Origin of the sequence: Rothia sp. CCM 9417 (assembly GCF_048513575.1) — a bacterium.
Classification (GTDB): domain Bacteria; phylum Actinomycetota; class Actinomycetes; order Actinomycetales; family Micrococcaceae; genus Rothia.
In genome coordinates this window covers 85,632-103,617 of sequence record NZ_JBLXXT010000002.1, presented here as the reverse complement: position 1 = coordinate 103,617, position 17,986 = coordinate 85,632, and the positions used below count along the sequence as shown (strand labels likewise).

The 17,986-nt window shown below is 56.8% G+C and carries 17 protein-coding genes, 2 tRNA genes and 1 other RNA gene; 12 read left to right on the top strand and 8 right to left on the bottom strand.

Annotated features, from left to right (window positions below):
• Window positions 1–13: 13 nt before the first annotated feature.
• From orn to def, 3 genes are all read left to right on the top strand, one after another.
• On the top strand, window positions 14–640 hold the full coding sequence (gene orn, locus ACN082_RS03895; RefSeq protein ID WP_419099540.1) for an oligoribonuclease: 627 nt from the start codon (window positions 14–16) through the stop codon (window positions 638–640).
• 170 nt (window positions 641–810) lie between these two features.
• Window positions 811–883: transfer RNA gene (locus tag ACN082_RS03890), tRNA-His, on the top strand.
• 74 nt (window positions 884–957) lie between these two features.
• Complete coding sequence (gene def / locus ACN082_RS03885; protein ID WP_419099539.1) at window positions 958–1,530, top strand: peptide deformylase; 573 nt, start codon at window positions 958–960, stop codon at window positions 1,528–1,530.
• Window positions 1,531–1,735: 205 nt separating this feature from the next.
• Here the strand turns inward: def and rnpB are convergent.
• Window positions 1,736–2,084: RNase P RNA component class A (gene rnpB, locus ACN082_RS03880), an RNA gene on the bottom strand.
• 23 nt (window positions 2,085–2,107) lie between these two features.
• On the opposite strand from rnpB, the gene ACN082_RS03875 reads away from it, so the two are divergent.
• The gene (locus ACN082_RS03875) at window positions 2,108–2,884 is read left to right on the top strand and encodes a YaaA family protein (RefSeq protein ID WP_419099538.1); all 777 of its coding nucleotides are present in this window, start codon (window positions 2,108–2,110) and stop codon (window positions 2,882–2,884) included.
• A gap of 102 nt (window positions 2,885–2,986) precedes the next feature.
• Here the strand turns inward: ACN082_RS03875 and ACN082_RS03870 are convergent, their stop codons facing one another.
• Window positions 2,987–3,886 carry a Nif3-like dinuclear metal center hexameric protein gene (locus ACN082_RS03870; protein ID WP_419099537.1) on the bottom strand — a complete coding sequence of 300 codons (900 nt, stop codon included), beginning with the start codon at window positions 3,884–3,886 and terminating at the stop codon, window positions 2,987–2,989.
• A 67-nt stretch (window positions 3,887–3,953) separates the two neighbouring features.
• Between ACN082_RS03870 and msrA the strand changes: the two genes are divergently transcribed.
• The 3 genes from msrA (at window position 3,954) to epsC (ending at window position 6,265) form a co-directional block, all read left to right on the top strand.
• The gene (msrA, locus tag ACN082_RS03865) at window positions 3,954–4,478 is read left to right on the top strand and encodes a peptide-methionine (S)-S-oxide reductase MsrA (RefSeq protein ID WP_419099536.1); all 525 of its coding nucleotides are present in this window, start codon (window positions 3,954–3,956) and stop codon (window positions 4,476–4,478) included.
• A 65-nt stretch (window positions 4,479–4,543) separates the two neighbouring features.
• Window positions 4,544–5,479, top strand: a complete 936-nt coding sequence (gene cysK, locus ACN082_RS03860) for a cysteine synthase A (RefSeq protein WP_419099535.1) — start codon at window positions 4,544–4,546, stop codon at window positions 5,477–5,479.
• A 201-nt stretch (window positions 5,480–5,680) separates the two neighbouring features.
• Window positions 5,681–6,265 carry a serine O-acetyltransferase EpsC gene (gene epsC, locus ACN082_RS03855; RefSeq protein ID WP_419099534.1) on the top strand — a complete coding sequence of 195 codons (585 nt, stop codon included), beginning with the start codon at window positions 5,681–5,683 and terminating at the stop codon, window positions 6,263–6,265.
• Window positions 6,266–6,424: 159 nt separating this feature from the next.
• On the opposite strand, the gene gndA is transcribed toward epsC, so the two are convergent.
• From gndA to ACN082_RS03835, 4 genes are all read right to left on the bottom strand, one after another.
• On the bottom strand, window positions 6,425–7,903 hold the full coding sequence (gndA, locus tag ACN082_RS03850; RefSeq protein ID WP_419099533.1) for an NADP-dependent phosphogluconate dehydrogenase: 1,479 nt from the start codon (window positions 7,901–7,903) through the stop codon (window positions 6,425–6,427).
• A 110-nt stretch (window positions 7,904–8,013) separates the two neighbouring features.
• Window positions 8,014–8,199: a hypothetical protein gene (locus tag ACN082_RS03845; protein WP_419099532.1), complete on the bottom strand. Its 186-nt coding sequence runs from the start codon at window positions 8,197–8,199 to the stop codon at window positions 8,014–8,016.
• A 117-nt stretch (window positions 8,200–8,316) separates the two neighbouring features.
• Window positions 8,317–8,392 (bottom strand) — tRNA-Val (locus tag ACN082_RS03840).
• Between the two features lie 237 nt (window positions 8,393–8,629).
• Window positions 8,630–9,046 carry a DUF3052 domain-containing protein gene (locus ACN082_RS03835; protein ID WP_419099531.1) on the bottom strand — a complete coding sequence of 139 codons (417 nt, stop codon included), beginning with the start codon at window positions 9,044–9,046 and terminating at the stop codon, window positions 8,630–8,632.
• 368 nt (window positions 9,047–9,414) lie between these two features.
• Here ACN082_RS03835 and aceE point away from each other — a divergent pair, with 368 nt between their 5' ends.
• The 5 genes from aceE to fabF all read left to right on the top strand — a co-directional run bounded on the left by aceE (window position 9,415) and on the right by fabF (window position 16,189).
• Entirely contained in the window at window positions 9,415–12,156 is a 2,742-nt protein-coding gene (gene aceE, locus ACN082_RS03830; RefSeq protein WP_419099530.1) for a pyruvate dehydrogenase (acetyl-transferring), homodimeric type, read from the top strand.
• 235 nt (window positions 12,157–12,391) lie between these two features.
• Window positions 12,392–13,303: an ACP S-malonyltransferase gene (locus ACN082_RS03825; protein WP_419099529.1), complete on the top strand. Its 912-nt coding sequence runs from the start codon at window positions 12,392–12,394 to the stop codon at window positions 13,301–13,303.
• Between the two features lie 20 nt (window positions 13,304–13,323).
• Window positions 13,324–14,349, top strand: a complete 1,026-nt coding sequence (locus ACN082_RS03820; protein WP_419099528.1) for a beta-ketoacyl-ACP synthase III — start codon at window positions 13,324–13,326, stop codon at window positions 14,347–14,349.
• Window positions 14,350–14,587: 238 nt separating this feature from the next.
• Window positions 14,588–14,827, top strand: a complete 240-nt coding sequence (locus ACN082_RS03815) for an acyl carrier protein (RefSeq protein WP_419099527.1) — start codon at window positions 14,588–14,590, stop codon at window positions 14,825–14,827.
• Window positions 14,828–14,917: 90 nt separating this feature from the next.
• Window positions 14,918–16,189: a beta-ketoacyl-ACP synthase II gene (gene fabF / locus ACN082_RS03810; protein ID WP_419099526.1), complete on the top strand. Its 1,272-nt coding sequence runs from the start codon at window positions 14,918–14,920 to the stop codon at window positions 16,187–16,189.
• Window positions 16,190–16,312: 123 nt separating this feature from the next.
• Here the strand turns inward: fabF and ACN082_RS03805 are convergent, their stop codons facing one another.
• A complete protein-coding gene (locus tag ACN082_RS03805; protein WP_419099525.1) occupies window positions 16,313–16,849 on the bottom strand; it encodes a DUF3145 family protein in 537 nt (178 codons plus the stop codon).
• A gap of 84 nt (window positions 16,850–16,933) precedes the next feature.
• Window positions 16,934–17,947 (bottom strand): tyrosine recombinase XerC, encoded by a 1,014-nt coding sequence (locus tag ACN082_RS03800; protein ID WP_419099524.1) that lies wholly within the window; start codon window positions 17,945–17,947, stop codon window positions 16,934–16,936.
• Window positions 17,948–17,986: the final 39 nt, after the last annotated feature.

Below are 17,986 nucleotides of genomic sequence, written 5' to 3'. Positions count from 1 at the left end.
GTAGATTGGAGGTGTGTCTATTTCAAATGAACGAATCGTATGGATTGATTGTGAGATGACGGGCCTTTCCTTAGAGAATGATGCCCTGATTGAGGTTGCAGCCTTGGTGACTGACGGGGACCTGAATATTTTGGGCGACGGTGTTGATGTTGTCATTAAGCCTGAGCCCCGGGCCCTTGAGCAGATGGACGATTTTGTGCGGAATATGCACACCGTGTCGGGTCTGCTCGATGAGCTTGATGGAGGTATGACCATGGCGGAGGCCGAACAGCTGGTTCTGGACTACGTCAAGGCCTGGGTGCCCGAACCGGGTAAGGCTGTTTTAGGCGGTAATTCGGTGGGTACCGATAAGACCTTCCTGGTACGCGATATGCCGGCCCTGGTGGACTACCTGCACTACCGTGTGATTGATGTATCTACCATCAAGGAACTTTCTCGCCGCTGGTTTGAGAAGGCAACCTATAACGCTCCTGCTAAAACAGGGAATCATCGTGCTTTGGGCGATATTCAGGACTCTATCGATGAGCTCCGTTACTACCGCGGTACGGTTTTTGTAACCGCTCCCGGACCGGATAGTACGACCTGCCAGCGGGTAGCTGAGTCTGTGGCTGAAAGCCGCCAGGAGATCAACCCGGCCTAGCTCTTGTACGGTGGGCTGAGCTTTCTTGGCTGAGACAGTCATTTTACAACCCTACAGTGAGAACCATCACCTCAATTTGGGGTAGGAAAATTTGCAGGTTCCCCTGGACGCATGTAAGCTAGTATCCGTTGCCAAGACAAGCTGTTGAATCGGTTTGGCTTGAACACATGGTGGTCGTAGCTCAGTTGGCAGAGCGCCTGGTTGTGGTCCAGGAGGTCGCGGGTTCAACCCCCGTCGATCACCCCGAGTGAGAGGGTCGCTACGGTTTGTCCGTAGTGGCCCTTTTCCTTTACCCAGTTTTCCGAGAGGTTGTTCCGATGGCTGTTTTACCTATTGTTGTTCACGGTAACCCTGTTCTGCACCGCCCGGCAGCTCCGGTGACCGTGTTTGATGATGACTTGCGTCAGCTCATTGATGATATGTATGAGACTCAGGAATTATCGAACGGTGTGGGCCTTGCTGCCCCGCAGGTGGGTGTGGGTCTGCGGCTTTTTACCTATAAGTTTGAGAATGAGGATGGTGTGCCTCCCCTTGGTGTGGTGGTGAACCCGGTTCTAACTCTGGGCAAGATTGCTACCACTGACCCTGACCCCGATGAAGAGGTTGAGGGTTGCCTATCTTTCCCCGGTTATTCTTTCCCATTGAAGCGTGCTGAGTGGGTAACTGTTTCTGGTTTTGATGGCCACGGTAATCCCCTAAAGTTTGAGGCGACCGGATGGTTTGCTCGCGTGATGCAGCATGAGACGGATCATTTGGATGGCAAACTGTATGTAAATCGTTTGAACGCTAAGTACAGCAAGAAGTACAAGAAGGTTGTTAAGGCTGAGGGCTGGACCGTTGAGGGTAACTCGTGGGTTCCCGGTGTGGACCCTGACCCTTTCGGCCACTAATTTGGCAGTTTGAGTGTAGGACGCTGGTGCTGGGCACCGGCGTCCTTATGCCTTAAGGGGTCGTGTGGTCTGTAGCGACGGGCCTAGCACCCCGGGTTCTGCCCGGCAAACGGAGCTGTGCCCTGAGCACCAACTGGCTCGGGGCTGACCTTCAAGGGTGTTGGGTCTAGCTACACCGCCCAGTAGGTAGATAGGTAAGTAAGAGAGAACGGGACGCCCGATAAGCCGGGTTCTGTCCCCCATTTCTGGGGTGGCAATCATCCATCTAGGCCCGTCGTTGCCGGCGGGCTCAAGCAGCCTACCCGAGCGCTTCACCGCACTAGTTACTGGCGCGCTCTGTTTGACCTTGCTCCGGGTGGGGTTTACCTAGCTACCGTAGTCACCTGCGGTACTGGTGAGCTTTTACCTCGCCTTTTCACCCTTACCCCGTGGGGGCGGTTTGTTTTCTGTGGCACTGTCCTGCAAGTTGCCTTGAGTCGATGTTATCGACCACCCTGTGCTGTGGAGCCCGGACTTTCCTCGAGGTGTTGCCTCGCGATTGCCTGGGCGTCCCGTTCCGGGTTCCTACTTTACTACAATGGTGGGTATGTTGATTTTGTTTCCATCGTCTGAGGGTAAGTCTGCAGCTGCTGTGGGTGAGCCGGTGTGCCTGGGTGATTTATCGTTTCCGTGTTTGACGGGTGCTCGTGAGGCTGTTGTTGATGAGCTGGTTCGTGTCAGTGCCTTGGAGGAGGCGCCGGAGATATTGAAGGTTGGGGCTTCCCTAGGAGGTGAAGTGGAGCGCAATACCCGTTTGTGGTCTGAGCCTGCGATGGCTGCCGCTCAGGTCTATAGCGGGGTCCTGTTTGAGGCTTTTGGGTACGGTTCGCTATCTGCTGCGGGGCGGGCTCGGGCTGATGAATCGGTGCTAGTGATTTCAGCGGCGTGGGGTGCGGTGCGCCTGGTTGATGCTATTCCTGCTTACCGGCTGTCGATGGGGACCAAGTTGGGTGAGATGGGTGATACCGCTAAGTTCTGGAAGGGTGAGCTGGCTGATGCTCTTGATGAATTTGCGGGCGATCAGCTTATTCTTGATGGGCGATCAGCGGCCTACGCTAAGGTATGGTCGCCGCATCCGTCGCGCCACCTGCTGGTGCGGGTGGAGCGGGTGCAGGCTGATGGGGCCCGTAAGGTGGTTTCGCACATGGCCAAGCATTACCGGGGGTTACTGGGCCGCTATGTGGTGGAACAGGGGCTTACCGGTCTTGAGCAAGCTGAAGAACTTGTTCAAGCTCTCAGCGGCGCCTTTGAGGTGGAGCTTGTTGCTCCTACCTCAAAGAAGGCGGGGACGCTCACCTTGCTGGTCAGGGACTAGCCTTTCTACCCCTAGGGTAAGGCAGGCTCACAGCCCCTCTTGGGTGGGGCTGTGAGCAGGTTGTAGTTGGGGGCCTTGGATGTTTTCTAGCTGCTGGGCGTTCTAGCCGGCGGTGGAGGCAGAACCCGGTGTGTGCCCGGTGCTGACGGTGAAGTCCCAGGGGTCGGTGTTCAGGGTTGAGACGTAGGTGCTGATAGCGAAGCCGCGCTGGGCTAGGGCATCACTCAGAAGCCGAGCGGTTTCTTCCATCCAGAGCCATTCACTGGCGTAATGGGAGCAGTCAATGAGTGCGGGTTTACCGCCGTTCAGTAGTGCCTGTTCGCGGGCTTCTGAAGCGGGATGGTGGCGCAGGTCAGCGGTGATGTAGACATCGGCCCCGCTGTCACGGGCCTGGGCAAAGAGCGAATCACCGGCCCCGGTGCACAGAGCTACCTTCTGCACGCTGGTTTCGGGGTGCCCTGCGATACGGAGTCCACCTGCTGTGGCAGGGAGGAATACTGCAATTTTTTCTGCCAGTTGGGCCAGGGTCAGGGGCTCGGGTAGGTTACCGACTCGACCGATACCTACCCTTCTTTCGGTTCCCGAGATCAATGCGTTTTTTTCATCGGCTAGTATCTGCCGGTCAGTAATCCCCAGGCAGTCCATAAATGCTTCGTTGGTGCCGTGAGGGGCTGAATCGACGTTGGTATGAGCGCCCAAGAGACCGCAGCCAGCTTCGATGAGAGTATGAACGATTTCGCCCTTGTAGTCTGTAGCGGGGAGGAAAGAGGCTCCTTTCAGCAAGAGTGGGTGGTGGGTGATGAGCAGGCCTGCCTGTTCCCGCGCGGCTTCCTGTGCCGTGGCTACGGTTGCATCAACAGCAAAACCTATACGGTCGACGGGGCGATCAGCTCTGCCTAAGACCAGTCCTGCAGCGTCCCAGCCCTCGGCAAGCTGAGGGGGGAACATCTGGTGAAAGGCTTCGACAATATGAGCTAAGGTCGGGGTTAATAGTTCAGTCATAGCCCTTATTCTTCCACGGTGCTCAGCTCACGGGAATAAAGGGGCATTGTGAGCAGTTGAGGAGAGTATGAAAAGTTTTGTTGTAGGCGGCGGGTGCTTCTGGTGCATTGACGCCGTTTTTCGCCAGTTTAAGGGAATTACCGCCAGTATCTGCGGGTACACCGGGGGCACATCCCCTGATCCCACCTACCGGGAGGTCTGCTCAGGGCTAACCGGACATGTGGAGGTGGTCAAGGTAGAGTTTGATGAGACGGTAATCCCGGAGGAAACCGTTCTCGATATTTTCTTTGCCTCGCACGATCCCACCAGTTGGGACCGTCAGGGGGCCGATGCAGGCAGCCAGTACCGTTCCGCTCTCTTCTATGCCTCTGAAGAGGAGAAGAACCTTTTTCAAGATGCTGTTCGTCGAGCCCAGAACCTGTGGGACTCCCCCATCGTGACCCTTGTCCAGCCGCTAGAAACTTTCTACGAGGCTGAGGACTACCACCAGAATTACTATGCGCTCAACCCTTACCAGGGCTACTGCATGGCAGTGATTAACCCAAAACTTGCTGCGGCAAGGAAAAGTTACGCTAGGTTTCTTAAAGGGTAAAGCTCTTGCCTGTGCTCTCGTAGACTAGGGAGCGAATTCATTGACTTATTTGAAAGGCTTGCCTCATGACTCAGCTTTACAAGAACATCACCGAGGTCGTAGGCCGCACCCCGATTGTGCGTCTGAACCGTCTCGATGCTGACCTGCCTGGGAATGTGGCCGTCAAGCTGGAATTCTATAACCCCGCTAACTCGGTCAAGGATCGTATCGGCGTAGCTATTATTGATGCCGCCGAAAAGGCGGGTGTACTCAAGCCCGGTGGCACCATTGTCGAAGGTACATCGGGTAACACCGGTATCGCTCTGGCTATGGTCGGTGCCGCACGCGGTTACAAGGTGATTCTGACCATGCCCGAGACCATGAGCAACGAGCGTCGTGTCATGTTGCGTGCCTACGGTGCCAAAATTGTCCTGACCCCCGGCTCAGAGGGTATGCGCGGTGCGGTGGAGAAGGCAAAGGAGATTGTGGCTTCCACAGAGAATGCTATTCTTGCCTCGCAGTTCTCCAACGAGGCTAACCCGGAGATTCACTATAAGACCACCGGCCCCGAGATCTGGGAAGCTACCGAGGGTAAGGTTGATATCTTTGTTGCCGGTGTGGGTACCGGCGGCACCGTCTCAGGTGCTGGCAAGTTCCTCAAGGAGCAGAACCCTAAGGTCAAGGTTGTTGCTGTTGAGCCTAAGGATTCTCCGCTACTGACTGGGGGTAAGGCTGGCCCCCATAAGATTCAGGGCTTGGGCGCTAACTTTGTTCCCGATACCCTCGACCGTGAGATCTACGATGCAGTTGCTGATGCGACTATCGAAGATGCTGTCAGCACTGCACGGGAGCTGGGCACCAAGGAAGGTATCCTAGGTGGTATCTCCTCCGGTGCGGCTGTTTGGGCTGCTCTTGAAGAGGCGAAGAAGAGCGAAAATTCTGGCAAGCTGATTGTAGCTGTTGTTCCTGACTTTGGTGAACGCTACATTTCAACTCTGCTCTACGAGGATATTCGCGGCTAAGACGAGACTTTTTGCACGGCTACCAGGTGCCCCTTTGCTACGGTTAGGGGGCACCTCTTTTTTGTGCATTACGCCGGGCCCTCCAGGTAGCAGAGAGTCGATCCCAGTTATTTTTTGGGGCCTACCGGAATATGCTGGGCTACCTGAGCGTTAAAGAGTTCAACATGAAAGTGGCATGCGAGTCACAGGAAGGGAAGGCCTATGAGTTTCTGGTCAAGACTGAGAGAAGATCTTGAGACAGTGCGTACCCATGACCCCGCAGCCCGCGGCCACCTGGAAATCCTCATTAACTATTCGGGGATGCACGCTATTTGGGCTCACCGACTTGCCCATAAGCTATGGCAAGGTGAATCGACCAAGAGTTTGGCGCGTACGCTTAGCCAGTTGGCACGGTTTTTGACCGGGGTTGAGATTCACCCGGGCGCAACTATTGGCCGTAGGTTCTTTATAGATCACGGTATGGGCGTGGTGATTGGTGAGACTACGGAAATCGGTGACGATGTCATGCTATACCACGGTGTGACCCTGGGCGGCCGTTCCTTGGAGAAGGGTAAACGCCACCCCACCATTGGTGACCGAGTGACGGTGGGCGCCGGTGCTAAGGTTCTAGGGCCGGTACTGATTGGCCCTGACTCAGCAATCGGCGGTAACTCGGTGGTTGTGCATGACCACCCGGCTGATTCGATTATTACCGGCATTCCGGCGCGCTCACGACCCCGAACCCCCGACGCTAAGAAGCCCCTGGTTGATGCGGTGGAGTATGTAGACCCCACCATGTGGATCTAAATACTAAGAAAGAAGCCCTACCCCGGTAAAGGAGTAGGGCTTCTTGATATTTAGTACCGGTCAAGCTCACCCACTGACCTGCCTGGCCAGCTGATGCGTGGCTGGCCTTTTGGGATCTTGGCCGGCACAGAAGCGCATGAAACCTGCCAAGCGCAAACCCTAGTGGGTGTGGGAGTCCTCGGCGTTAATCTCGCTACGGTCACCACTCCACTCGGTGTGCCACATGCCCTCAGCATCAACGCGACCGTAGGTGTGGGCCCCGAAGAAGTCACGCTGACCCTGAATCAGGGCAGCGGGCAGGCGCTTGCGGCGTAGGCCGTCGTAGTAGCTCAATGAGGATGCAAACACGGGGACGGGAACTCCCTCTGCAGTAGCCTTGGCCACAACGCGGCGCCATGAGGGAACCAGGTCTTCCAGCAGCTTCTTGAAGCCGGGAGCCAGCAGCATGTTGGCAGGGGTTTGGTCCTTATAGGCGTCCATAATGACACCGAGCAGTTCAGCGCGGATGATGCAGCCTGCGCGCCAGAGACCGGCGATAACATCGAGCTTGAGATCCCAGCCGTATTCCTTACTTGCCTTGGTCAGCATGTCGAGGCCCTGGGCGTAGGAGACGAGCTTGGAGGCGAAGAGTGCCTTACGGACGTCCTCGATAAATTCCTCATCGCCAGCGGCTACCGCGGTGGCCGCAATCAGGCCTGCGGGCAATTCTGCCTGTGCCTGGGTGCGAGCGGCGGGATTTGATGAAGACAGCGCACGGGCGAAGACTGACTCAGCGATGCCTGAGACGGGTGAGCCGAGGTCGAGTGCGGCCTGAACAGTCCAAAGACCGGTACCTTTCTGGCCTGCTTGGTCTGTGATGACATCAACGAGAGGCTTGCCGGTCTTGGCGTCGACCTGGGCCAGAACCTCAGCGGTGATTTCGATGAGGTAGGAGTTCAGGTCCGTGGTGTTCCAACGCTTAAAGATTTCGGCCTGCTCGGCGGGCTCTACTCCGGCAACGGTGCGGAGCAGGTCGTAGGCTTCGCCGATAACCTGCATGTCTGCGTATTCGATGCCGTTGTGAACCATTTTGACGAAGTGACCGGCGCCGTCGGTGGAAATCCATGCGCAACAGGGGTCGCCGTTGGGTGCCTTGGCGGAAATCTTTTCGAGCAGGGGGCCGAGGGATTCGTAGGCCTTGGCGGAGCCGCCGGGCATGATGGAGGGACCCTTCAGGGCGCCCTCTTCGCCACCTGAGACGCCGATACCGACAAAGTGCAGTCCCTTTTCAGCCAGTGCGCGTTCGCGGCGGATGGTGTCGGGGAAGTGGGAGTTACCGCCGTCGATAATGACGTCGCCTTCATCGAGAAGGGGTACCAGCTGGTCAATGACGGAATCAACGGGACCGCCGGCCTTGACCATGATCAGAATCTGGCGGGGCGACTCCAGGGAGTCAACCAGTTCCTGGAGCGTCTCGGTGCGGATAAAGTCACCTTCTGAACCGTGGGCTTCAAGGAGGGCATCGGTTTTTTCAACAGAGCGGTTGTGGAGGGCAACGGTGTAGCCGTTGCGGGCTAGGTTTCGGGCCAGGTTAGCGCCCATAACAGCCAGGCCGGTTACGCCAATCTGCGCCTTCTGTGCAGTCTTATTTTTAGTCATGTCTTAAAGACTACGCCGGTTACTGTCTTTTGTATTTACAGGCCGACTGAGACAAATAAAACTTTCACATATTGGGAGGGAACGGGCGCACTCCCCCAGCCTCTAATCAGCTAGCTGTTATAGGTGTCCTTAAAGAGGACCCAGACGGCAGCAGCGCCAATTACTAGGGCAACTACAGCGAAGATTGACCAGAGGGTTACGAGAGTGCCTTGCCCTATGAAGAAGAGGGAAATTGCCAACCAGGTGGCTGACAGAAAGACTGCTGTAAAGTTTCTGGGTTTAAAGTTACGATTCATGGCTTTCTTCCGTCACCTAGGGACACGAGGTGTCAGGGCGGCTCATCAGGTTAGTGAGCTTTTAGCCCCTGATAAATCTTAATAAAAGAAAAACCCCGCACAGGGTGCGGGGCTTCTTGGTGGGTCCTACCGGGATCGAACCGATGACATCCACGGTGTAAACGTGGCGCTCTACCAGCTGAGCTAAAGACCCATATGTCTTCCGCCTTATCTCTCGCGGCGACAGGTAATACTCTACGCAGTCCTAAAGGGCTGTGCAAATCGAAAAGGGGTTCACCCGACCATTTTTAGGTCATTTTTACCCAAAAACCCCGCATTATATTGCCCTGACATGGGGATATATTCAGGGTAAAAAAATTTCAAAAAATTTTCCAAGCGCTCCCAAAAAAGCCGAAGGGCCCCTTACTAGAGGCCCTTCGATACTCACACTTTACTTGCCCTGGTGGGAAATCAGACGGGTAGCAGTCCATTCCTGAGCCAAGGACTCAGTGGTGGTCACTTTAAGCCCTGCCAAGGGAGCCGCATGCAACACATCTGCCGGAGAAACATAACCTTGACGACCGGATTTAGGTGTCAGCAACCAAATCACACCCCCATCATCAATAGAGGCAAGCACATCCATCAGCCCGTCAACCAGGTCGCCATCATCAGAGCGCCACCACAGAAGAACACCGTCGACAATTTCCTGGTCGTCCTCATCCAGCAACTCAGAACCCAACAAATCTTCAAGAGAGTCTCGAAGATCAAAGTCAACGTCGTCGTCATAACCGAACTCTTGAACCAAGCCGTCTTCGGGCAGGCCCAACATTTCTAGTGTCAGTTTTTGTGCAGCACCAGTGGCACTCACGTGCGTCCTCCAAAATCAAACCGTTAGGGTCCTTAGCTCCCAGGCCCGCATCGTGGAACGGCCCTCAAAGCTATACAACCCTGCTATCAGTACCTACTGAACACTTTTCAGCCCATCAAATCAACAGAACACGACCAAAAACTGCCGGTAAATTTTGCGCTGAACCCAAGCCACCTTAAGTGACGGCTATTTCACACCGGTAAACCAACGTCACCGTGACCTAAAAGGGGATAATTTGTGACAACATAGAAGAGAAGTTGTCTCTGCGACTAAAACTCTTGGCACATGAGACAAGACAAAAGGTTCACCATCGGCAGCACAGTTGCCCCGCGGTGACACAGACCCCTACAACAAAGAGAGGTTGGCTAGTGGGACCCTCAGATACGAACGATCACGTTCTCAGTGCACTGACCAATAGCTTCACTGACATCGACCCCGAAGAGACCAGCGAATGGCTCGAATCGTTTGATGACCTTGTAGAAGCGCACGGCACCGAGCGTGCGCAGTTCATTGTTCGCTCACTCATGCAGCGGGCAGGCCAGAAGTCAATCACCGTCCCCATGGTGACCACCACTGACTACGTCAACACCATTCCTGTAGACCAGGAGCCTGAATACCCCGGTGACGAGCAGATCGAACGTCGCTACCGCGCATTCCTCCGCTGGAACGCAGCCGTCATGGTTCAGCGTGCCCAGAAAGCTACCATCGGCGTGGGCGGGCATATCTCCTCGTATGCCGGTGTTGCAACCCTCTACGAGGTAGGCTTCAACCACTTCTTCCGCGGACGTAACCACCCCGGTGGCGGCGACCAGATCTTCTTCCAGGGCCACTCCTCACCCGGTAACTACGCTCGTGCCTTCCTCGAAGGCCGTATCACCGAAGAGCAACTCGATGGTTTCCGCCAGGAAAAGACCAAGCAGGGCACCCACCTACCCTCCTACCCGCACCCCCGGAACCTGCCCGACTTCTGGCAGTTCCCCACCGTATCCATGGGTCTTGGCCCCCTCAATGCAATCCACCAGGCACAGTTCAATAAGTACCTGAATAACCGCGGTATCAAGGACACCTCCCAGCAGCATGTCTGGGCTTTCTTGGGTGATGGCGAAATGGATGAGCCCGAGTCGCGTGGCGCTCTCCAGCTTGCCGCTAATGACAAGCTGGACAATCTGACTTTCGTCGTTAACTGCAACCTGCAGCGACTGGACGGCCCCGTTCGCGGTAACGGCAAGATCGTTCAGGAACTCGAAGCTTTCTTCCGCGGTGCCGGCTGGAACGTCATCAAGGTTCTCTGGGGCCGTGAGTGGGATGCCCTCCTCGAAAAGGACAAGTCCGGTGAGCTTGTTCGCATCATGAACGAAACCCTGGACGGTGACTACCAGACCTACAAGGCAGAGTCCGGTGGCTTCATTCGTGAGCACTTCTTCGGCCAGACTCCCGAGACCAAGGAACTGGTTGCGGATATGACCGACGACGAGATCTGGGCCATGAAGCGCGGAGCCCACGACTACCAGAAGGTCTACGCCGCCTTCAAGGCCGCCATGGAACACAAGGGCCAGCCAACTGTCATTCTGGCGCAGTCCGTTAAGGGCTACGGTCTGGGTGCTAGCTTCGAAGCTCGCAATGCTACCCACCAGATGAAGAAGCTATCCATGGAGGACCTCAAGCAGTTCCGTGATCATCTGCGTATCCCCATCTCTGACGAAGAGCTGGAGAAGGACCTCTACAACCCGCCTTACTACCACCCCGGTAAGGACTCCGAAGAGTACAAGTACCTCATGGCCCGCCGTGAGGAACTAGGTGGCTTCATCCCCGCTCGTAAGAATGTCCAGCCCGAGATTACCCTGCCCTCCGAGAAGGCCTACAAGGGTGCTTTCAAGGGCACCGGTAAGCAGATGGCCGCTACCACCATGACCTTTGTGCGCCTGCTCAAGGACCTCATGCGTGAGAAGGACTTCGGCCACCGCATCGTCCCCATCATCCCCGATGAGGCACGAACCTTCGGCATGGACTCCTACTTCCCCACCGCTAAGATTTACAACCCCAACGGCCAAAACTACCTGGCTGTTGACCGTGAACTGATGCTGGCCTACAAGGAATCACCCGAGGGTAAGATCATTCACGTAGGTATCAACGAAGCAGGTGGCACCGCCGCTTTCACCGCTGTCGGCACCTCCTACGACACCCACGGCGAACCCATGATTCCCGTCTACATCTTCTACTCGATGTTCGGCTTCCAGCGCACCGGCGATGCCTTCTGGGCAGCCGGTGACCAGCTCAGCCGCGGTTTCATTATGGGTGCAACCGCAGGCCGCACCACCCTGACCGGTGAAGGTCTGCAGCACGCTGACGGCCACTCGCCGATTCTGGCCGGTACCAACCCCGCCGTCATCCACTACGATCCCGCCTTCGGCTACGAAATTGGCCACATCGTCAAGCGCGGTATCGAGCACATGTACGGCACTGGGGACGAAGACCACAACGTCATGTACTACATCACCGTCTACAACGAGCCCATTCAGCACCCCGCTGAACCTGAGAACCTCGATGTTGACGGCCTGCTTGGCGGTATCTACCGTCTACATGAGGCAAAGAACGACGGGCCCCGTGCCCAGATTCTCGCTTCGGGTGTAGCCGTTCCCTGGGCAGAGAAGGCACAGCAGATTCTGGCCGATGACTGGGGCGTTTCCGCCGATGTCTGGTCAGTTACCTCCTGGACCAACCTGCGCCGCGACGGCCTGGAAGCTGAGCGTGAAATCCTTCAGGATCCCACCGCCAGCCCACGCACTCCCTTTGTTGCCAAGCAGCTTGAGGGTGCAACCGGCCCCATCGTGGCCGTGTCTGACTACCAGACCGACCTCATGGACGGTATCCGCCAGTTCGTTCCCAACGAATTCGCAACCCTGGGTACTGACGGCTTCGGCTTCTCCGACACCCGCGCAGGCGCACGTCGCTTCTTCAAGATTGACGCCGAGTCCATTGTCGTCCGTACCCTGCAGATGCTGGCAAAGCGAGGCGAAGTACCCGCCGATGCGCCCGCCAAGGCATTCGCCCAGTACGATCTGAACAACATCAACGCCGGTACCTCAGGTACCGCAGGTGGTGATGCCTAAGCAGTAGGGCAATAGCTCTGACTGCCTAGGCCCAGGCAAGCCCCCGAGGGAACTCGGGGGCTTGCCTTTTATCTGCATAGGGTGTAAGTGGCTGTGTGAACTTTATTGGCTTTTGAGAAGATGCAGGTCGAGATGGGGCCTGACCAAGCTTTGGGGAGTAGGATAGTTATTTGAAATTATGTACCGGTAATCTTCAAAGATCCGGTCTCCTTCAAGAACTGAGGCGGTAAATCGCGTGATTGCACTGGTGTGCCCCGGTCAGGGCTCTCAAAAACCCGGCTTCCTATCCCAGTGGCTAGAGCTGGAGGGAGTTCGCGACCACTTAGAGCAGCTCTCAGCGGCAGCAGACCTAGATCTGGTGCACTACGGCACCGAAGCTGACGAAGAAACTATCAAAGACACCGCCATTGCCCAGCCCCTTATCGTTGCCGCTGGCCTTGTGACCGGTAGGCTGGCTCTCACAGCGCTGAAGGGTCAGGACCTCATTCTGGCCGGGCACTCCGTGGGTGAGATTTCGGCCTGTACCCTAGCCGGTGTACTCACCGACGAAGAAGCCATGCGCTTTATCAAGGTTCGAGCTACCGGTATGGCCGCCGCGTCAGCTGCTACTCCCACCGGCATGGCCGCTGTTCTAGGCGGCGCCGAAGCGGACGTCCGGGCAGCTATTGAAGCAGCTGGGCTGACAGCAGCAAACTCTAACGGCGGCGGCCAGATTGTTGCCGCTGGCTCCCTTGATAACATTGCGACCTTTGCTCAGAACCCCCCGGCCAAGGCCCGGGTGATTCCCCTCAGGGTGGCCGGCGCTTTCCATACTTCTTACATGGCATCTGCCCAGGAACCCCTGGCTGATTTTGCCGCGACTCTCAGCCCCGCCCAGCCCCAGTTTGAGCTTCTTTCTAACTATGACGGTCAGGCTCTTGCAGGTGGCCAGGAGACCCTGGACTCTTTGGTCGCCCAGGTCACCCGACCCGTCCGCTGGGACCTCTGCATGCAGACTCTCGGTAACCACCAGGTAAGCCGCATCGTTGAAGTCTCTCCCGCTGGTACCTTGATAGGCCTGGCTAAACGAGCCATGCGCGGAACCCCCAGCACTGCGGTAAACACCCCCGCCGACCTTGAAGAACTTACAGAAGCGCTCAGCGCATAGCCCACCCGAAAGGATCTCCCATGCCTACTCTCCAGCAGGTTGAGACCAACCGATACTCCCGTATTCTGGGGTACGGTGCCGCCCGCCCCGACCTCCTGGTCACCAACGACGATATAGCCGGGCCGATCAACTCATCCGATGAATGGATTGTTCAGCGCACCGGCATCAAGACCCGCCACCGTGCCTCAGAAAAGATTTCGGTTGCCGACCTAGCTATTGGTGCCGCTCAGGACGCGCTAGAAACCTCAGGCCTTGCCGGGGAAGAGCTGGATGCTGTCATCATCTCCACCATCTCCCACCCCTACGCCACTCCTTCCTTGGCTACTATCGTGGCCGATGCTGTTGGGTCAAAAGCGCCGGCCTACGACATCTCAGCCGCCTGCGCAGGCTTCTGCTACGGTATTGCCCAGGCTGATGCGCTAGTACGCTCTGGCCTAGCGAATAAAGTACTGGTCATCGGTGTTGAGAAGCTCTCAGACTTCATCGATAACACCGAACGATCCATCTCCTTCCTGCTCGGTGATGGTGCTGGTGCCGCAGTGGTAGGAGCATCGGATACTCCCGGTATCGGCCCCACTATCTGGGGTAGCGACGGTGAGCGTTGGGGTGCAGTGGGTATGACCCACTCCATGCTCGATATCCGCAACCGCGATTTTATAGCCAACCCCGTGCAGGAGGGCGAAAAGATTTGGCCCACCCTGCGTCAGGACGGCCAGGCTGTCTTCCGCTGGGCCGTCTGGGAAATGGCCAAGGTTGCTCAAAAGGCACTGGAGGCCGCAGGTATTACCGCAGGTGATTTGGGTGCGCTCATCACCCACCAAGCCAACATGCGCATCATCGATCAGATGGTCAAGACCCTCAAACTACCTGAGACTGTTGAGGTTGCCCGCGATATTGAATGCGCCGGGAACACTTCCGCCGCGTCGGTTCCCCTTGCCGCCCACCAGCTTCTGCAAGAGAACCCCCAACTGTCCGGCACCTTTGCCCTACAAATCGGTTTCGGCGCGGGCCTAGCCTTCGCAGCCCAGGTCGTCGTCCTTCCCTAGCTCCTATCGGCAGGGTACCGCCAAAAACGGCGCTCAGGCTGCCGCAATATTTTGAAAAATGTTAGATTTATTTCAAAATTTTAGTGGCGTCACACCGTCTCTTTGCGCGGGCTAGAAGCTACACTCATTGTTGAGGCTTAAGCGGGACTCCCGTGGCCAGCCACCACCCTTGCCCTAAGGCTTGGTGCGTAAAGTCAAAAGCGGCCTATAGGGCCGTCATCTCTCAAAAGGAGCCATCATGGCAGATCAGAACGAAATCCTTGCAGGTCTTGCAGAGATCGTCAACGAAGAAACCGGCGTTGAGGTAGAGGACGTCCAGATGGATAAGTCCTTCACCGATGACCTGGATATCGACTCCATCTCAATGATGACCATCGTTGTCAACGCTGAAGAGAAGTTCAGCGTCACCATCCCCGACGAAGAGGTTAAGAACCTCAAGACCGTAGGCGATGCCGTCAACTTCATTGCCAACGCCTAAAAAGCGTCGTTAGGTTGGGCCCGGTTTTATGCCGCGCCCAACCTCCTTTTTATTATTTTCACCCTTAGTTCGTCTTCAAAGGATTCAAACATGACTCGTAAAGTTGTGGTGACCGGTCTCGGTGCTACTACCCCCATTGGTGGGGACGTCCCAACGACCTGGGAGAAGGCCCTTGCCGGTGTTTCTGGTATCAGCACCATTGAAGAAGACTGGGTTGAAAAGTACGAGCTCCCCGTTTCTATTGCTGGTCGAGTCGCAGTTTCCGCTGTTGATTCGGGCCGTCTGACCAAGGTCGAAGCCAAGCGCCTTGACCCCTCAGGCCAGCTCGCTCTGGTCGCGGCCCGTGAAGCCTGGCAGGATGCAGGCTTCAGTGGCCCCGACGCTGAAGCAGCTGAGGAGTGCGACCCGCTGCGGACCGCGGTTGCCTTCGGCACCGGTATCGGCGGCGTATGGACCCTCCTTGATGCCTGGGACACCCTGCGCGAAAAGGGGCCCCGCCGTATGCTCCCCATGACCGTGCCCATGCTGATGCCCAACTCTAACGCCGCCGCAGTTTCTATGAACCTCAAGGCTCGCGGCTCAGCACAGACCGTGGTATCTGCTTGTGCCTCATCGACCGAAGCACTTGAAATCGGCCTCATGCTGATTCGTTCGGGTAAGGCTGATGTTGTGATCGCTGGTGGTTCAGAAGCCGCTATCCACCCCATGACCATTGGCGCCTTTGCCAAGATGCAGGCCCTGTCTACTCGCAACGACGACCCCCAGGGCGCTTCACGCCCCTACGATACCGACCGTGACGGCTTTGTCATGGGTGAAGGCGGCGCCGCCCTGATCCTGGAATCTGAAGAGCACGCGCTGGCTCGCGGTGCCCGTATCTACGCTGAACTTGCCGGTACCGGTGTGTCAGCCGATGCCTACCACATCACCGCGCCCGACCCCGCAGCTCTCGGTGCTAGCCGTGCTCTCCAGGAAGCGCTAACCGACGGCGGCATCAGCCCCGAACAGGTTGTTCACGTCAACGCACACGCGACCTCCACCCCCGTGGGCGATATTCCCGAGTCCCTGGCTCTACGCGAAGTCCTTGGCGATCACACCGATCAGGTCGCTGTTTCTGCCACCAAATCCATGACCGGGCACCTGCTCGGTGGTGCTGGCGCCCTTGAGGCAGTGCTGACCGTCCTTGCTCTTCATCACCGCAAAGCCCCCTGCACCATCAATCTGCAGAACAAGGATCCCCAGGTTGAGCTCGATATCGTTACCGAAGCACGTAACCTACCTGCAGGCGAGATCGTTGCTCTTTCCAACTCCTTCGGCTTTGGCGGCCACAACGCCGTAGCCGCTTTCCGCAGCGTTGAAAACTAACTAAACCCTAGGGTTCAATAACCAGGGGCGGTCTTCTCAACTAGGGGAAGACCGCCCCTGTGCATCTTCAAAACGCTCTTACCTGCATACTGACATCTGTGTGTGAGAAAAGTCAGATGGTTTTTAGCCTTCGCTCCTAATATGAGCGATATTGATGGTCTTCTTGCTATAACGAAGTGGCTCAAGCTCGTCGTCCCAGGCTTGGCCCAGTGCGAGCGCAAACTGGTCGTAGAGGGCCTTATAGTCACCGGCGGCTTGCTCAAAGGCGTAGCGGATTCTGTCTTCAGTCACGGTAAAGTTGCCCTGCGCGTCAACGGGCTGTGTACAGAGGCCCAGTGAGGGCGTATGCATGATGCGTAAGGCGCTACTGGTGGCGGTGGGCCGTTCGGTGATCTCAAAGTGGGTATCTGAAAGTTGGCGGAGGGCTGAAGCCAGCTGGGCGGCTGTGCCTGCTGGGCCGGTCCAGGTAAGTTCGGTGCGCTGGTAACCGGGGCGGGCAGGTTGGGCTTCCCAGCTCAGCTTGAGGGAGGCTTTGAGGGTGTTTTCGATGCTCCACCGGATATGGCTGGTCAGGGCGGCGGGGACGGCATGTAACAGCACGAACCCGCCGGTGAGGGCGGGGCGTTCAAAAAATCCTTGAGTCTCTGTTGCTGAAAACATGCTTTTTCTATCCTATATCGTGGCTGATGGCTATCAGAAAGCGAGGGTGCAAAAGGTGCAGGCAAGAATGGTGGGGTTCTCTTATTAGGCTCTGGGGTGGGCACGCGAATAGACCTGCGCTAACCGGTCTACGGACACGTGGGTATAGACCTGGGTGGTTGCCAGGGAGCTGTGTCCAAGGAACTCTTGGACTGCTCTGATGTCTGCGCCCCCGTCGACCATGTGGGTAGCGGCGGTATGGCGGAAGATGTGGGCACCACTGGCATCAGTATTATCGAGGGTTTCTAGCAAGCGGGTTAGGTCGGCTCTGATTTGCCGGGCATTTGCTCGTTTGCCCTTGGGGCCTATGAAGAGCGCGTACTGAGGCTCTGGTTGAGTGTGGGGGTACTCCGTGCTAGCTTGCGGTAGCCACTGGGGCCTACCCTGGGCAACCCAGAGGGAGAGAGCTTTCATAGCCTGAGGACCGAACGGCACTACCCGTTCTTTGTTGCCTTTGCCGATGACCCTCAGGGTTCTGCCCTGCCGGTCGATGCTGGTTAGATCGAGCCCGGTGAGCTCTGAGATGCGGATACCTGTTGCGTAGAGGACTTCCACGGCCGCGTTCAGGCGCAGGAGCCGGGGGTTGAGCGGGTCTAGCCCCAGCGCACGGTGCAGGGTCTGGGTCAGGCTTTCCATATGGTGAGCTGAGAGCACCGTGGGAAGGTAGCTGGTTTTCTTGGGGGTGGAGAGCTTAAGCGCCGGGTTGGTTGCTATCAGTTCTTCCTCTTCTGCCCAGAGAAAGAAACTGCGAATACTTGAGGTTCTGCGTGCCATCGACGATCTGGCCGCCTGCTTCTGGTGGTGGGTTGCCAGCCAGCCACGGAGCAATTCCAGGGTGATATGTGAGAGGTGGGTTGTTCCGTGCCTCCTGGCATAATCAAAAAAATCCCGGAGATCTGCCAGGTAGGCCCTCATGGTTTCGGGTGACCGGTGCAATTCATAGGTCAGGTAGCGCTCATAGGCTTCAAGGGCCCTGACGTATTCTCGATCTTCGTCGATAGCGGCTGCACCGATTTTGAGGGTGGTGGGCAGCTGATGGCTCTCGTAACTTGGGCCCATCTACTCCCCCTCTTTTCTTACCTGGATATGACGACCATA

Bases quoted from the DNA above. Each gene is read 5' to 3' on its own strand.
- def (WP_419099539.1), top strand. From the start codon at position 958: ATGGCTGTTTTACCTATTGTTGTTCACGGTAACCCTGTTCTGCACCGC.
- ACN082_RS03875 (WP_419099538.1), top strand. From the start codon at position 2,108: ATGGTGGGTATGTTGATTTTGTTTCCATCGTCTGAGGGTAAGTCTGCA.
- ACN082_RS03870 (WP_419099537.1), bottom strand. From the start codon at position 3,886: ATGACTGAACTATTAACCCCGACCTTAGCTCATATTGTCGAAGCCTTT.
- msrA (WP_419099536.1), top strand. From the start codon at position 3,954: ATGAAAAGTTTTGTTGTAGGCGGCGGGTGCTTCTGGTGCATTGACGCC.
- cysK (WP_419099535.1), top strand. From the start codon at position 4,544: ATGACTCAGCTTTACAAGAACATCACCGAGGTCGTAGGCCGCACCCCG.
- epsC (WP_419099534.1), top strand. From the start codon at position 5,681: ATGAGTTTCTGGTCAAGACTGAGAGAAGATCTTGAGACAGTGCGTACC.
- gndA (WP_419099533.1), bottom strand. From the start codon at position 7,903: ATGACTAAAAATAAGACTGCACAGAAGGCGCAGATTGGCGTAACCGGC.
- ACN082_RS03845 (WP_419099532.1), bottom strand. From the start codon at position 8,199: ATGAATCGTAACTTTAAACCCAGAAACTTTACAGCAGTCTTTCTGTCA.
- ACN082_RS03820 (WP_419099528.1), top strand. From the start codon at position 13,324: ATGCCTACTCTCCAGCAGGTTGAGACCAACCGATACTCCCGTATTCTG.
- ACN082_RS03815 (WP_419099527.1), top strand. From the start codon at position 14,588: ATGGCAGATCAGAACGAAATCCTTGCAGGTCTTGCAGAGATCGTCAAC.
- fabF (WP_419099526.1), top strand. From the start codon at position 14,918: ATGACTCGTAAAGTTGTGGTGACCGGTCTCGGTGCTACTACCCCCATT.
- ACN082_RS03805 (WP_419099525.1), bottom strand. From the start codon at position 16,849: ATGTTTTCAGCAACAGAGACTCAAGGATTTTTTGAACGCCCCGCCCTC.
- ACN082_RS03800 (WP_419099524.1), bottom strand. From the start codon at position 17,947: ATGGGCCCAAGTTACGAGAGCCATCAGCTGCCCACCACCCTCAAAATC.